Here is a 13,900-nt window from a genome sequence, read left to right as displayed (position 1 = left end):
ATTTAGGAATGGTTGAAACCCCAAAGATCAAACAAGTTGTTGTTTCGGTGTAGTAATAGCTATATTTAAAAAAAATTGAATTTAAGAAATGGATTTAACAAACCCACTGGTGTATGGCGCACCTTGTTTTATAATATTTATCCTTCTAGAACTTACGTATAGCAAAAACCATGACGAACATCATGATCTGTACGATTGGAAAGACCTTTTTGCCAGTGGTTTTATGGGGGTTGGCTCTGCAATTCTTGCCGCACTTTTAAAGGTTGTCTCCGCAATTGTAATTTTCACCTTTGTTTACGATGTGTTTAATCCTGTTGTAGATGGCGTACGAACAAATGTTTTGGGATATACCTCTTTTGGATATGCATGGTATGTTTGGTTGTTATGTCAACTAGCGGACGATTTCACCTACTATTGGTTTCATAGGGCCAATCACGAGATTCGTATTTTGTGGGCGGCACATATTGTACACCATTCATCGGACAACTTTAATTTGGGTACAGCCGTTCGTAACGGTTGGTTCACCTTATTATATAAGCCTTTTTTCTACATGTGGATGCCAGCACTTGGTTTTGCACCAGAAATGGTAGTGTTCTGCCTAGGTATAGAGGCGTTGTGGCAGTTTCAGCTGCATACAGTGTTGCTTCCCAAGCTTGGGATTTTTGAAAAATTCATGAATACACATACGATGCACCAAGTACATCATGCGCAGAACGTGGAGTATTTGGATAAAAATCACGGAGGTTTCCTAAATATTTTTGATAGAATGTTTGGCACCTGGTTACCTTTGGACGATTCTATTGATGTGAAATATGGTGTCATACACGCGCCTAACTCTAACAACCCCATTGTTATTTTGACCCATGAATTCAAGGATATTTGGAACGACACCAAAAAATCCAGTAAAATAGGGGATAAGCTCATGTACATTTTTGGTCCTCCGGGCTGGAGCCATGACGGTAGTACCATGACTGTAAAGCAGCAACAACGAATGTTTAGAGAGCAAAAGAACAAGAATCCAGGGGTCGCTTTTAACAGACCAAATTAATTAGAGGAAACCGTAGCATTTGAAATTGCTTTGCTATGGTATTGAATTCCGAAACTAATTCTAATGTGAAGGGTCTTGTAAATGAAACGTAGCATTGTCAAAAACACTAAATTTTCGGATTAACCATATAAGCAGAAACCGTTTGAAAATCTTATAACAGCTAAGTTTTACATCCGTCTTTTTTGTAAGTAGTGATTTCTGTGTAATTAATCATTAGTATACAATTCCATCACTTTATTAAAGTCTGTGGAATCGTTAATTTCATAAAAATAATCCAACTGCCATTTTTGAGTTTTCTCAGCTTGCTTATTTTTCGCAATGTCCCAATTAGGATAAACTCGAAAACCCCTTTTTCCCTCTTTTTTGGCTGTTGAGATTATTTCTTTTTTAATCAGTACGGATTTAGGGAAAACAAATTGCCCTAATTTTTCTTCGGTTCTGACATTCACAATATAAAGATCAATCCGTTCAGATTCGTCAAAAGGTTCTATCTGTCCATTTACATTCCGTTTCCAGAACGTCACAAACTGTCCAATTTTTTTTGGCGTAATTTTAGAACTCCGACTTAGTATTCTTCGTCCATTTAATCCAAATCGGCACGCGTCATATTCTTTACTTTCCAAGTCAATTTGGAAGTCTAACATGGTTAGTCCGCATTTTTCATAAACTTCCGTTTTTATTTGGTTCAAATTACCGTTCATTTTTAGTCTTAGCTTACCGTTCCAATGGCTTACAGATTTTTTTCAGAATTACGTAAAACAAATCATATCCGAAGTTCACTGGCTATTCCGTACCTGTATTATCTACTTTCTTCATATTATTCAGCAACACTTTTCTTTTTTCGAAATAATTCTATAACCACAATTAGCGCACAAAAAATCATAACAAAATAGAGGTATCCTTTTGATAATGCGTTAGCAGTACTTTCTAAGAGGGTTATATGTGAGGTGTGAGCGGCATCTGCAACCAAAGTAAATCCAATTAATAGCATAAAGGCCAGTCCCAAGACTTTTAAAGAAGGATGTTTCTCTACCAGCGCATTTAATTTTTTGGCAAAAGATATCATTAAAAATAGCGAAAGCAACGCTGCTAGTAGGATAATGACCAAGGCGTCATAATCGTCCGTCGTAATACCATGCGTCAATCCTACACCGCTAAGGACAAAATCCAAAGAAAATACCATGTTGATGACGAATAGCTGGGTAAGTGCCTTTGAGAAGCTGGTGGCGCGCTCCCGTTTTACCTCCCGCTCATCATGCCGTCTATCCTCAATTTTTTCTATGAGCTCTTTTGTGCCTTTGTACAGCAGAAATAATCCGCCCATAAAAAGTAATAAACTTTGCACGCTTAGGCTAGCGGAAATCCAATCCGTATCTAGCAGTAAAAATGGCTTTTTAAGAGAAAGCAGCAGGGTTATGGAAAACAGCAACAGAATGCGCAGGAGAATAGCCAAGGCGAACCCGCTGTAGATGGCTTTCTTTTGTGTTCCTTTTGGTAGCTTTTCCGTAGCGAACGATATAAAGACAACATTGTCTATACTTACGAACACTTCTAGTAGAATAAGCGTGAACAGTGCCATCCAGGCTTCTGGGGTGGTGAAAATTTCAAACATGGTTAGTTGGTTTTATAGGCGGTAGCGGTTCTTACATCCAGTTCCTTATTGGGGTCTTTTACCGCTTTGTTGTATTTAAAGGTATAAGAACTATCCGTAGTGCTGATAATTTTATAATGGATGGCGGTCTTACTGTTGATGTCCTGTAGGATAAATTCGCAATCGTTGAACCATCTGATACTAGCACTGTCAATTTTCCCCTCATAATAATCGACGCTGTATTCGGGCCCACGGATAAATTTCCCTGTTTTTATAGAATCCCCTACTTCATAGTTGAATAAATAAGTTCCGGTCTTAAAGTCCTTGCAGTTACGCTCGGGCTGGTAGCACGAAGCTAACAGCACAACGGTGATAAAGGTGAAAAGTGCGTTTTTGATCATGACTGCAAAGTAATGAAAATAGACCTTTTGTTGGTGGTTTAGATAGCAGTATTTTTATAGCACTAGGATGTAGGTTTGTGGGTGGAGAAAGTGCCGTCCGTATAAAACAATAGTATTTTTTCTATCTCTTTTTCCGTGGTAGGTGTAGGGGTATTTGATTTTGGGGTTAGTGTTTTTTGAGGCGTTGCTATTGTAGAAAGTGCTTTTGGAAATTCTCCTTGACCATATAATAACCAATACAAATCTACCTCGGGGTAGGCCTGAACTAGTTTGGAAACGAATTCCAAACTTGGCTTGTTTCGTCCTTTAAGAAGGTGCGAAATACTGGAGCGTTGTACGCTGATACTGTCCGCAAAAGAAGATGCAGAAAGCTCATAGTGCTTTAAAATTTTCGCGATTCTTAAATTGATTTCTTCAATATCCATATCCGTTTACAAAATTACACAATTCTGTAGGTTTACAGATGTTTACATACATAAATTCAGTTCAAATTTGTCGATATTAATTAATCTTATACTTTCAATATGTATGTTTATATAATTGATTATTAAGATAATAAAATGTATTTTAAACTATATAATAATTATGTTTACGATTATGATTTTTTAAGTTGGATTCATGCCGTTTAAATGCGACATAATTGTTTACAAATGTAACTTTTAACAATTGTATTTTTGTAGAATTAGTGTAAATGATACATGATGAAAGATATTAATTATAGCGATTTTAAAGTGACCCAAATTAACAGAAGATATGTCACCAATAGCCATATTGTGAATTACCTGCATAGCTTAGGCGCTTCTTTTCATGTAGAGACTTTGGGAACTTCGGTTCAACGAAATCCTATTTATTCGGTTACAGTTGGTACGGGTCCAAAACGAATTCTCATGTGGTCCCAAATGCACGGCAATGAATCTACGACCACAAAAGCGGTATTGGATTTAATCAACTATTTAAAATTGCAATTAGGCGACTCCAAAAGTATTCTGGAACATGTTACACTAAAAATGATTCCAATCCTCAATCCTGATGGAGCGAAAGCCTATACGCGGGTAAATGCAAATCAAATCGACTTGAACAGGGATGCGCAAGATTTGTCACAACCCGAAAGCAAAGTACTAAAGTCCACGTATATTGATTTTAAGCCACATTACTGTTTTAACCTTCACGACCAACGAACGATATTTAACGTTGGTGAAACCAAAAAACCAGCAACGATTTCTTTTCTAGCACCTGCATTTGACGAAGAACGAAACCTTTCGAAATCTAGAATTATTAGTATGCAACTTATTGCGGCCATGAATAATCGCTTACAAGAAGAGATACCTGGTCAGGTAGGTAGGTATGACGATAGTTTTAATGCTAATTGTGTTGGGGATGCTTTTCAAATGCGACAAACGCCTACGATATTGTTCGAAGCGGGACATTATCCAATGGACTATGAACGTGAAGTGACTAGAAAGTATGTACACAGAGCCTTGATGGAAGTGATTAGATCAATTCAAAATGAAAAGTTCAAGGAGTTTACGGTTAATGATTACCAAGCTATTCCTAACAATCATCAATTGTTTTGTGATGTTTTGATTAAGAATGCGCACGTTCTTAATGCCAGTTTGGCATCGGGAGCGGAAGTAGCGGTACTGTTTCAAGAAAAATTGGAAGGAGAGCATGTTCAATTTGTACCTAAAATCATGACAAATTTGTCATCGACAAAAGCGCTGTACGGTCATGTAACTAAAGATGCAGGCCAAACTGCGGATAGATTGTGGTTAGATCAACATGCCGTTCTATCGCTTTTTTAACTGCTATTTTGCTCAATATTTTCTTTCTAAACCGTAGTTACGTTACATTTAATTTAAAAAAATGAGAGATTCTTTACATTTAATTTGATAATGTTTTAATTTTGTAAAAAAATAAGCAGTCATGGGTAAAGTTAAACTAGACGAAATAGACCACCAGATTCTGGATATGCTAATCGATAATACCAGAACACCTTTTACGGATATAGCAAAGAAATTATTGATCTCCGCGGGAACCGTTCACGTGCGTGTAAAGAAGATGGAAGAAGCTGGTATCATTAAGGGTTCTTCCCTAACCTTGGATTATGTGAAATTGGGCTATGCATTTATAGCGTATGTAGATATATTTTTAGAGAAAACGCATCAGACCAAGTTTGTGTTGGAGCGTTTAAATCAAATTCCGAATGTTACGATTGCGCACATCACAACGGGTAAATTCAATATCTTTTGTAAGATAAGGGCTAAGGATACCACGCATGCAAAGAATATCATTTTCAAAATTGACGATATTGAAGGTATTAGCAGAACAGAAACCATGATATCATTGGAAGAAAGCTTCAACGATAAAAAGCGTTTGATGCACCGAATTTTTAATGAGTTGTAAAAATTTTTAAAAGTAGAAACTGAGGCTCAATTGTGAAAACTACGATTGAGCTTTTTTGTTGTTTTAAACCAAATATGGGTATTATGAAATTATCGGAACTTAATAAAAATGAATTTAATCATTTCTATGCTACCTATTTGAATATGGTAGGAGATGAAAGCCTTATGGAAGCCCTGGAAAGTAGTAGGGATTGGTTTATTGCGTATACTTCAGGCCTAACTGCTGAAAAACTTGCCTATTCGTATGGTCCAAATAAATGGACTATTGCAGAGGTGCTCATTCATATTACCGATACCGAACGTATTTTTCAATATAGGGCATTTCGTTTTTCCAAAAACGATCAGACGCCTTTACCGGGATTTGATCATGAGGATTATGTCAGGAAATCGGAAAGCGAAAAACGTACTAAGGAAGATATTGTTACAGAATTTTTAGCGGTGCGAGAAGCTACGTTAACTCTGTTTAGACGCATGTCCAAAGAAAAACTAGGGTATATTGGTAATGCGAGCGCTATGCCTTGGAGTGTTGCTGCCTTGGGTTTTGTAATTAGCGGTCACCTAAAGCATCATGCAAGGATTCTGGAAGAGCGCTATAGTTAATTAATCCAAATCGGGAAATTCTTCCATTTCTGCACTTAAATCTAGTTCTATTTCCGTATCTAAATCTTCGCTATCCATAATCTGTTCAGGTGTTTTTGATTCGAGTTCTTTTTCTATGTTCTCCTCAAAATTGGCTATGAAATTGGAGAGACTTTTACTGATTTTTACCAAATAAAGCGTGTCAGGAGTTCGCAGTTCTACAGCCTCAACAACATCTCCGTGCTGATTTTTAAAATCAATAATGTCCTCATCTCCATAGCCGTGTGGGTAAGTGTCAATTAACAGGTTGGCCAGTTCGTGGTCTAATTTTTTGTAATCGATTAAACGTCTTAACATAACTAGGTTAGTTTAAATTAGGTTGGTTTATTCCTTCAACTAATCTAGTTATTTAAATGATTGTAGTCGGTAAAGAGTTGTGAAACACTACTTTTTAGTACATGAACTTTTTATTGAGCGTAGTATGCGAACGATTCGCGCACCAAATCAACGTGCGCGGTAACATCTATTTCTGCTTTACCGATAGTGTTGAGAAGAACAAAATTGATTTTACCGTGTGAATTCTTCTTGTCATATTTCATAAGTTCTATAATCTGGTCTATCTCCTTTGTAGTAAAAACCACTTTGTCGTAATAACCTAGAAACGTGTTTTTAATATCTTCTAACGCAGTGAGTTCGAGTCCAGTTAGTTTATGGGAAAGATAGCCTTCCAGAATCATCCCTATGGCTATAGCCTCACCATGAAGTAAGGTGTCGGTTTCTTTGCTTTCCAAACGATATGATTCTACCGCATGGCCCAAGGTGTGGCCATAATTTAAAATTTTACGCAATCCTTGCTCGGTCGGGTCCTGTAAAACAACTTTGTTTTTTATGATTATAGATGGTAAAATCTGTTCTTTAATCTCCTCTAAGCTAGTTGTTGCCTTTAAATTGCCCCAATAAGTCTCGTCCCGGATAAGGCCATGCTTTAGCATTTCTGCAAAACCGCTGGTAACTTGGCGTTCTTCTAGGGTGTCTAAAAAATCGGTGATGACCAATACCATGGCAGGTTGATTAATGACACCTATCTGATTTTTTAAGGACCCTAAATCTACTCCGGTTTTCCCGCCAACGGAAGCATCAACCATGGAAAGCAGGGTAGTGGGTACATTTATAAAATTTATTCCGCGCTTGAAAGTTGATGCTACAAAACCACCTAAATCGGTTAATACACCGCCACCTAAATTAACAACAAGGCTTTTGCGGTCTGCACCTAATTCGGAAAGTGCTTCCCAAACTCCAAGACATGTTTGTATGGTTTTGTTGATTTCACCGGATTCAATCTCAATAATTTCAAAGTGATAGTCCCCTGAAATTTGAGCCATAAATTTTGGTAAACAGAGGTCATGGGTATTTTCGTCAACCAGGATAAAAATGATAGAATAGTTTGCCTGCTTCAGATGCGTATTGAGTGATGCAAAGGCAGTTGTGTTAAAATGTACGGCATAAGCATCAGAAATAATAGACTCCATAAAAATATAAGGTTAATCAAAAGGCTGTGATTGCCTTTGTTCTGCCTACAAAATAAAGGTTATTTTTAATTAAAAGAATAGAATTTCTGTGATTATATTTGAGAGGTAAAAATATTGCTATTTATGGATAGAATTTTTGAGGATACCGCAACCGCCTTCTCGTTAAAAACGGATTCCGAATTGGAACGTGCCTACTTCCTTTTTAAGATGATTGCTAATGAGCCTTTGGTGAAAATGGGTACGTTAATGACAAATTTTGCCCTTAAGGCAAAATTACCAGTAGAAGGACTCATCCGGGCAACGGTTTTCGACCATTTTTGTGGAGGTGTAAGCGAGGAGGATTGTTTGCCCGTTGTGGATCGGCTTTATGAAAAAAAAGTGTGTTCCGTACTGGATTATTCGGTTGAGGGTAAGGAAGAAGAAGACCCGTTTGACAATGCTACCGCTACCATTCTCAAAATACTGGACTTTGTAAAAGAAAAAGAAGCCATTCCTTTTGCTGTTTTTAAGCCCACGGGCTTCGGACGGTTTGCGTTGTATCAAAAAATAGGAGAAAAGAAACCACTTACAGCGCTCGAAACTGCAGAATGGCAGCGTGTCGTAAATAGGTTTGACAAAGTGTGCAAGAAGGCGTATGACTTGGATGTTTCCTTATTGATAGATGGGGAGGAAAGTTGGATGCAGGATGCCGCAGACGACCTGGCAACCCAAATGATGCAGAAATACAACAAGAAAAAAGCTATTGTGTTTAATACCCTTCAGACCTACAGATGGGATAGATTGCCCTACCTAAAGGAACTTCATAAAAAGGCAGAACAAGAAGGATTCAAAATTGGGATGAAAGTCGTGCGAGGTGCTTACATGGAAAAGGAGAACGAAAGAGCTTTAGAAAAGGGCTATCCCACACCTATATGTCCCTCTAAATTAGCAACCGACAAGAATTTTGATGATACAATAGCGTACATGGTAGCTAATTTAGGTGCTATTTCCATTTTTTCGGGAACGCACAACGAGCAAAGTTGCTTAAAGTTAATAGACTTGATGCAAGAAAAGGAAATACCCAAAGACCATGCGGGTATTTGGTTTGGACAACTATATGGTATGAGCGATCATATTTCCTTTAATCTTGCGGCCAAGGGTTACAATGTGGCCAAATATTTGCCTTTTGGCCCGGTAAAAGACGTGATGCCGTACCTGATAAGGCGAGCGGAAGAAAATACTTCTGTTGCAGGGCAGACCACTAGAGAGCTTTCTTTGCTTAAAAAAGAACGGAAGCGGAGAAAGATATAGGCAGGTTAACAACGCCCTACGTCAGGTTGCTCTTTTTAAGTCCTAACTGCCGTATTGACAGTCCATAGCAGTACTGGTGTTTGTTATGGCTATACATTAATCCGTATTGGGAACAATACTTTCAAGGATAGCTTTTTCACTGCAATTTCGTACCGTTGCAATCATTTCCTTATCCTTAATTTCGCCTTCAACGATATAGGTCTTGCAAGGAGCAGTTTTAGTTTGACTACGTCCAAAGTCAACATCTCCGTTGGTAAGAAGTCCAACGATGTCCGTCGTATCCAGTTCTTTGTTTTGTAACTGTACTTTAACCGCATCTGAATATTGCATAGGTTTAGAGCGTATATCCTTTAAGGTCCTGCAATTGGGAAAGTAACAGAAATACACCCCGGTATCCTCTGTTTTTTTCTTAAAGAAGAAGGCTAAAAATATAACCCCTATAGAAACTCCTAACAAATAAAATCCCAACCGTTTAATAAATGGCATATAAGTATACAGTTATAGTTAAACCGATGTAAAATTATGGTTTTCCTGCGGACAGGGAAAGAAACACTAGGGCTAATCTAAAATATGAGGAAGTTGATGTCGCTATACTGCAAATCGAACCATTCTCCAACCGATTTATTGGTAAGTATTCCATGGTACATGTATAGTCCGTTTCGCAGTCCCTTATCAAAACGGAGCGAATTTTCCAATCCGCCGTCTTCACCAATTTTAAGCAGATATGGGGTGAAAATATTGCTAATGGAAACCGTTGCCGTTTTTGGATATCTAGACGGAATGTTGGGAACTCCATAATGTAAAACGCCATATTTTTCTATGGTGGGTTTATTGTGCGATGTAATTTCTGAAGTTTCAAAACAACCTCCGGTATCAATACTTACATCAATGATAACGGCTCCTTTTTTCATGTGTTCTACCATGGTGCTGGATACTACCACTGGTGATCTGTCCTTGCCACGGGTAGCCCCAATCGCAACATCACAACGCTTTAAAGCCTTTAGCAAATTCTTAGGTTGTAACGTAGAGGTGTACACCGTTTGTTTTAGATGGGTCTGTATATTGCGAAGTTTTGTAATGGAATTATCAAATATTTTAATGTTGGCACCCAATCCAATAGCAGATCGTGCTGCAAATTCTCCTACGGTACCTGCACCAATGATAACAACTTCAACGGGAGGAACGCCGCTTATGTTGCCGAACATGAGCCCATTGCCTTTATTGCTGGCAGACATTAACTCCGACGCGATAAGTACCGAAGAAATTCCTGCAATTTCGCTCAAGGAACGTACCGCTGGGAATTTGCCATCTTCGTCCCTTATATATTCAAAAGCGATAGCCGTAATTCGTTTACGGGCCAATTCCTCAAAATAGGATTTTTTTTGTGTTTTTATCTGTAAAGCAGATATTATGGTCGTTTGGGGATTGATCATACCGATTTCTGCAAGGGTGGGTGGCTCCACTTTTAATAGTAGGGGACAACCAAATACTTTGGCGGTATCTTTTGTTATTTCACCACCGGCATTGGTATAATCGAGGTCCGAAAAATGGGCGCCTTTTCCCGCACCCGACTCGATAAGTACGCGATGTCCATTGGAGGTAATCGCATTTACCGCATCTGGGGTAAGGCATATTCGTTTTTCCTGGTATTGATTCTCCTTGGGTAATCCAATAAAGAGTTCGCCTTTTTGTTTTAAGATTTCTAAGGTTTCTTCCTGGGGAAGCAATTGCTGTTTACTAAAGGGTGATGAAGGTTGATTCATAGGTACAAACTGACTAAATCCCAAAAACAGGTGTTTACATCAAATGTACAATTTTTAACTAAAATTCTTTGGGTATAGTACAGGGTGTGCTAAAGTCCGTTATTTGTTATTAAAATCAAAAAGATTTTGTAATCGCAGCTGAAACTGCTTCGCTGCTTGTTCCAAATTTCGGGTAGATAATTTACGGTCTAGCTCATCTGCAATAGATTCATTGGTAGGATTGTCTACATTTTCATCTAGAATGTCACTAACGGTGTTAACTTCATTCTTAGCTTTCAACGCCTCAAGTTCGGCATCGATGGCTTCAAGGTCTATGCCGTGAACATATTTATCATATAACTTTACCCTCACAAAGTAAACGAAGGGGATAATTACCATACATATGGGCAAAAGCCATAATATGTTTTCGCTATCAACATACTTATCCTCCGAGTAGACAACTTCAAAAATTTGGAAAGCGTACATCGTTATTGGTATGAGTATTGCATGATACCACCAATGTTTACAAGTGAAAAACCAAATGGCCAGAAGGTACAATGGTATGAATTTACCCAGTAAAAACCAAACGTAGGTACTTACATCTGCGAATTGATTCTGACCTAAGGAGAAGCCTAAAAACTCAAATGTCTCGTTTGGATTTCTAGGAAGATACTCATGTATTTTAAAAACAAAAGGGGCCATGACCACAAAAAAAACCATAGCAGAATCTATAATAATTCTATACTTGGCTTTTTTTCTTTTCACTGTTAGACCTTTCCTCATTATCATTCTAGTTTGGGAACAATAATAAGGAAACGAAAAAAAGGGCAATTTATTGATTGCCCTTTATATTTTTTTGATATTTAATTCTATCTGTCTTTCCTATTAGGAATTTTAACCTTTGTCTTATCCACACCAGTAGTAAGCGTGTCCTTATCAATCGTGATTGCTGGAGCAACAGTGCCTAAAAGAAAAATTCCCAAGGCGATGGAAGCTAAAATGTTCTTTTTGTTTTTCATTTTCGTTAGGGGTTTTTGAGTATTAACTTATAATGTCTACGTCAAATGTAAGAAATAAAGTACACTCATCATGCTTTTAAACGTAAAAAACGTGTATTTTAACGTTTAAAACCTACATTTTAACGAAAATCAGGTATTTCGTCGAAAAAATACAATAAAAAAAGAGGTGCAGTTGGTGGTAAGTAAACCCTTTAGTAGTTTGTTTGCTATATCGGTTATAAAAGTTTGGATCCTAAAACGAAATTCTTCGCTCCGTAGGGGACAGGATTTCAATGTTGATATTCATTGTATCTGGTGGAATTAAATTTGGAATCTTTTCTGGCCATTCCATAAAAATCCAAACACCGGAATGTAAATAATCTTCTAATCCCATATCCATAGACTCCATTTCATCTTCTAACCGGTAAAAATCGAAGTGGTAGGCCAATACTGCTCCGTTGGGATCATGATATTCATTTACCAGTCCAAATGTTGGACTGCTAACTGTATCCAAGCTGCCTAATTCTGAGACTAAGGCTTTTATTAGTGTAGTTTTGCCAGCACCCATAGGGGCGTAAAAGGCCAAACATTTTGAGGTAGCTGTTTTTATTATTTTATTAGCTATCTCCTTAATATTATTTTCTTGGTATACAATAGATTTCATTCGAAAAAGCTGAAATTGAAAAATATAAGGGGTTCCATAAAAAAGTTAATTCTTCTACTTCATGATTTACTTAGGTTCCAACACCACAAAAGGGATAATCATTTCTTCTAGGGAAACGCCACCGTGTTGGTAGGTATTTCTGTAATAACTTACATAATGGTTGTAATTGTTAGGATAGGCAAAAAACAGATCGTTTTTGGCAAAAATATAGGAACTGCTCATGTTGATGGTAGGTAAATAAATACTTTTGGGGTCTTTGGCTGCCAGTACATCATTGTCTTCATAAGTAAGGCTTCTTCCTGTTTTATAGCGCAGGTTGGCACTGGTATCCCGGTCTCCCACCACTTTTGAAGGAGACTTTACGTTAATGGTACCATGGTCTGTGGTAATAATAAGTTTCATGCCCATTCGTTGCGCTTGCTGAATAATTTCTAACAAAGGCGAGTTTTTGAACCAGCTTTGTGTCAGGGAACGATAGGCTTTATCATTAGATGCCAATTCTTTTATAACCTCCATCTCCGTTTTGGAATGGGACAACATATCCACAAAATTATAAACGATTACCGTTAAGTCCTTATCCTTTTGGGAGTTAAAATTCTGGGATAGGTGTTTGCCTTGTTTTAAACTGCTTATTTTATGGTAATCCCAATTAAGGTTCAAGCCAAGTCGCTTTAGTTGTTCTTCTAAAAATTCAGCCTCAAATAGGTTTTTGCCACCTTCGTCCGTATCGTTTTTCCACCAATTTGGATACTTTTTTTCCATATCCAAAGGGGTTAGTCCAGAGAATATGGCGTTCCTGGCATATTGGGTAGCTGTAGGCAATATACTGAAATAGCTTTTCTCTTTTTGTTTTTTGTAAAATGTGTTTACCGTATCCTCAAATGCATACCACTGGTCATATCTTAGATTGTCTACCACAACCAATAGTGTTTTGGAATCTTTTAATTCTGGTGCGATCCATTTTTTAAACAAGGTATGGGATAGTATCGGAGCATCGGAATTTGAAAACCAGTCTTCATAATTTTTATCAACGAACTTCCCAAATTGGTTGTTGGCTTCCACTTTTTGGGACTCCAAAATCTCGAACATGCCACTATCTTCAATTTGTTCTAATTGTAGTTCCCAGTAAATTAGTTTCTTATAGAGTTCTGCCCATTCTTCATAAGAATTTACCATGGATAGATCTATAGCAATCTTGCGGAATTCTTGCTGGTAATTACTTGTGGTTTTCTCCGATATCAAACGGGAATGATCTAAATTCTTTTTTAGCGACAGTAAAATCTGGTTTGGGTTGACGGGTTTAATGAGGTAGTCTGCAATTTTAGAGCCAATGGCTTCTTCCATGATAAATTCTTCCTCACTTTTTGTAATCATCACTACCGGAATGGAGGCGTTCATTACCTTTATTTCATTCAAAGTCTCTAGGCCAGAAATACCAGGCATGTTTTCATCCAAAAAAACAATGTCGACACTAGTCTCTTCTAATTCTTCTAAGGCTTCTCGTCCACTTTGAGAAGTAATTACCTCGTAGCCCTTGCCTTCTAAAAATAAAATATGTGGCTTTAGCAAATCGATCTCATCATCTACCCAAAGTATTTTAATTTTGTTCATCCTATTGTCAGTGCTTTTATACTATTGATTACGGACTTGTTGATT

General features: G+C 37.6%; 17 protein-coding genes. 5 read left to right on the top strand and 12 right to left on the bottom strand.

Annotated elements, in window-relative coordinates:
* Window positions 1-88: 88 nt before the first annotated feature.
* On the top strand, window positions 89-1,048 hold the full coding sequence (locus tag MS6x_RS00665; protein WP_482604754.1) for a sterol desaturase family protein: 960 nt from the start codon (window positions 89-91) through the stop codon (window positions 1,046-1,048).
* 206 nt (window positions 1,049-1,254) lie between these two features.
* Here the strand turns inward: MS6x_RS00665 and MS6x_RS00660 are convergent, their stop codons facing one another.
* The 4 genes from MS6x_RS00660 to MS6x_RS00645 all read right to left on the bottom strand — a co-directional run bounded on the left by MS6x_RS00660 (window position 1,255) and on the right by MS6x_RS00645 (window position 3,465).
* The gene (locus MS6x_RS00660) at window positions 1,255-1,749 is read right to left on the bottom strand and encodes a MepB family protein (RefSeq protein WP_482604752.1); all 495 of its coding nucleotides are present in this window, start codon (window positions 1,747-1,749) and stop codon (window positions 1,255-1,257) included.
* Between the two features lie 116 nt (window positions 1,750-1,865).
* Window positions 1,866-2,660: a TerC family protein gene (locus MS6x_RS00655; protein ID WP_482604750.1), complete on the bottom strand. Its 795-nt coding sequence runs from the start codon at window positions 2,658-2,660 to the stop codon at window positions 1,866-1,868.
* Between the two features lie 2 nt (window positions 2,661-2,662).
* Complete coding sequence (locus MS6x_RS00650) at window positions 2,663-3,040, bottom strand: hypothetical protein (RefSeq protein ID WP_482604748.1); 378 nt, start codon at window positions 3,038-3,040, stop codon at window positions 2,663-2,665.
* 62 nt (window positions 3,041-3,102) lie between these two features.
* Window positions 3,103-3,465 (bottom strand): helix-turn-helix domain-containing protein, encoded by a 363-nt coding sequence (locus tag MS6x_RS00645; protein WP_482604746.1) that lies wholly within the window; start codon window positions 3,463-3,465, stop codon window positions 3,103-3,105.
* A 273-nt stretch (window positions 3,466-3,738) separates the two neighbouring features.
* Between MS6x_RS00645 and MS6x_RS00640 the strand changes: the two genes are divergently transcribed.
* The 3 genes from MS6x_RS00640 to MS6x_RS00630 all read left to right on the top strand — a co-directional run bounded on the left by MS6x_RS00640 (window position 3,739) and on the right by MS6x_RS00630 (window position 6,042).
* Window positions 3,739-4,842, top strand: coding sequence for a M14 family metallopeptidase (locus MS6x_RS00640; protein WP_482604744.1), 1,104 nt, complete (start codon window positions 3,739-3,741; stop codon window positions 4,840-4,842).
* Window positions 4,843-4,963: 121 nt separating this feature from the next.
* The gene (locus tag MS6x_RS00635) at window positions 4,964-5,443 is read left to right on the top strand and encodes an Lrp/AsnC family transcriptional regulator (protein WP_482604742.1); all 480 of its coding nucleotides are present in this window, start codon (window positions 4,964-4,966) and stop codon (window positions 5,441-5,443) included.
* An 83-nt stretch (window positions 5,444-5,526) separates the two neighbouring features.
* Entirely contained in the window at window positions 5,527-6,042 is a 516-nt protein-coding gene (locus MS6x_RS00630) for a DinB family protein (RefSeq protein WP_482604740.1), read from the top strand.
* Here MS6x_RS00630 and MS6x_RS00625 read toward each other — a convergent pair whose 3' ends face one another.
* The gene (locus MS6x_RS00625) at window positions 6,043-6,378 is read right to left on the bottom strand and encodes a hypothetical protein (protein ID WP_482604739.1); all 336 of its coding nucleotides are present in this window, start codon (window positions 6,376-6,378) and stop codon (window positions 6,043-6,045) included.
* Window positions 6,379-6,488: 110 nt separating this feature from the next.
* Window positions 6,489-7,550 carry a 3-dehydroquinate synthase gene (aroB, locus tag MS6x_RS00620; RefSeq protein ID WP_482604737.1) on the bottom strand — a complete coding sequence of 354 codons (1,062 nt, stop codon included), beginning with the start codon at window positions 7,548-7,550 and terminating at the stop codon, window positions 6,489-6,491.
* Between the two features lie 123 nt (window positions 7,551-7,673).
* On the opposite strand from aroB, the gene MS6x_RS00615 reads away from it, so the two are divergent.
* Entirely contained in the window at window positions 7,674-8,840 is a 1,167-nt protein-coding gene (locus MS6x_RS00615) for a proline dehydrogenase family protein (RefSeq protein ID WP_482604735.1), read from the top strand.
* A gap of 96 nt (window positions 8,841-8,936) precedes the next feature.
* On the opposite strand, the gene MS6x_RS00610 is transcribed toward MS6x_RS00615, so the two are convergent.
* The 6 genes from MS6x_RS00610 to porX all read right to left on the bottom strand — a co-directional run bounded on the left by MS6x_RS00610 (window position 8,937) and on the right by porX (window position 13,855).
* Window positions 8,937-9,326: a DUF4258 domain-containing protein gene (locus tag MS6x_RS00610; RefSeq protein WP_482604734.1), complete on the bottom strand. Its 390-nt coding sequence runs from the start codon at window positions 9,324-9,326 to the stop codon at window positions 8,937-8,939.
* A 77-nt stretch (window positions 9,327-9,403) separates the two neighbouring features.
* The gene (locus tag MS6x_RS00605) at window positions 9,404-10,603 is read right to left on the bottom strand and encodes an alanine dehydrogenase (protein ID WP_482604732.1); all 1,200 of its coding nucleotides are present in this window, start codon (window positions 10,601-10,603) and stop codon (window positions 9,404-9,406) included.
* Window positions 10,604-10,702: 99 nt separating this feature from the next.
* Window positions 10,703-11,347, bottom strand: a complete 645-nt coding sequence (locus MS6x_RS00600) for a hypothetical protein (RefSeq protein WP_482604730.1) — start codon at window positions 11,345-11,347, stop codon at window positions 10,703-10,705.
* Between the two features lie 104 nt (window positions 11,348-11,451).
* Window positions 11,452-11,601 (bottom strand): hypothetical protein, encoded by a 150-nt coding sequence (locus tag MS6x_RS00595; protein WP_482604728.1) that lies wholly within the window; start codon window positions 11,599-11,601, stop codon window positions 11,452-11,454.
* 232 nt (window positions 11,602-11,833) lie between these two features.
* Window positions 11,834-12,244, bottom strand: coding sequence for a tRNA (adenosine(37)-N6)-threonylcarbamoyltransferase complex ATPase subunit type 1 TsaE (gene tsaE / locus MS6x_RS00590; RefSeq protein WP_482604727.1), 411 nt, complete (start codon window positions 12,242-12,244; stop codon window positions 11,834-11,836).
* A 66-nt stretch (window positions 12,245-12,310) separates the two neighbouring features.
* Window positions 12,311-13,855 carry a T9SS response regulator signal transducer PorX gene (porX, locus tag MS6x_RS00585; RefSeq protein ID WP_482604725.1) on the bottom strand — a complete coding sequence of 515 codons (1,545 nt, stop codon included), beginning with the start codon at window positions 13,853-13,855 and terminating at the stop codon, window positions 12,311-12,313.
* Window positions 13,856-13,900: the final 45 nt, after the last annotated feature.

Source organism: Maribacter sp. MS6 (assembly GCF_056839185.1).
The sequence above is the reverse complement of the archived record's forward strand: the minus strand, read 5'-3'. Positions and strand labels throughout refer to the sequence as shown.

Coding starts and splice junctions, on each gene's coding strand:
- MS6x_RS00635 (WP_482604742.1), top strand. CDS start 4,964: ATGGGTAAAGTTAAACTAGACGAAATAGACCACCAGATTCTGGATATG.
- MS6x_RS00640 (WP_482604744.1), top strand. CDS start 3,739: ATGATGAAAGATATTAATTATAGCGATTTTAAAGTGACCCAAATTAAC.
- MS6x_RS00605 (WP_482604732.1), bottom strand. CDS start 10,603: ATGAATCAACCTTCATCACCCTTTAGTAAACAGCAATTGCTTCCCCAG.
- MS6x_RS00595 (WP_482604728.1), bottom strand. CDS start 11,601: ATGAAAAACAAAAAGAACATTTTAGCTTCCATCGCCTTGGGAATTTTT.
- MS6x_RS00655 (WP_482604750.1), bottom strand. CDS start 2,660: ATGTTTGAAATTTTCACCACCCCAGAAGCCTGGATGGCACTGTTCACG.
- aroB (WP_482604737.1), bottom strand. CDS start 7,550: ATGGAGTCTATTATTTCTGATGCTTATGCCGTACATTTTAACACAACT.
- MS6x_RS00625 (WP_482604739.1), bottom strand. CDS start 6,378: ATGTTAAGACGTTTAATCGATTACAAAAAATTAGACCACGAACTGGCC.
- MS6x_RS00610 (WP_482604734.1), bottom strand. CDS start 9,326: ATGCCATTTATTAAACGGTTGGGATTTTATTTGTTAGGAGTTTCTATA.
- MS6x_RS00615 (WP_482604735.1), top strand. CDS start 7,674: ATGGATAGAATTTTTGAGGATACCGCAACCGCCTTCTCGTTAAAAACG.
- MS6x_RS00650 (WP_482604748.1), bottom strand. CDS start 3,040: ATGATCAAAAACGCACTTTTCACCTTTATCACCGTTGTGCTGTTAGCT.
- MS6x_RS00660 (WP_482604752.1), bottom strand. CDS start 1,749: ATGAACGGTAATTTGAACCAAATAAAAACGGAAGTTTATGAAAAATGC.
- porX (WP_482604725.1), bottom strand. CDS start 13,855: ATGAACAAAATTAAAATACTTTGGGTAGATGATGAGATCGATTTGCTA.
- tsaE (WP_482604727.1), bottom strand. CDS start 12,244: ATGAAATCTATTGTATACCAAGAAAATAATATTAAGGAGATAGCTAAT.
- MS6x_RS00645 (WP_482604746.1), bottom strand. CDS start 3,465: ATGGATATTGAAGAAATCAATTTAAGAATCGCGAAAATTTTAAAGCAC.
- MS6x_RS00630 (WP_482604740.1), top strand. CDS start 5,527: ATGAAATTATCGGAACTTAATAAAAATGAATTTAATCATTTCTATGCT.
- MS6x_RS00665 (WP_482604754.1), top strand. CDS start 89: ATGGATTTAACAAACCCACTGGTGTATGGCGCACCTTGTTTTATAATA.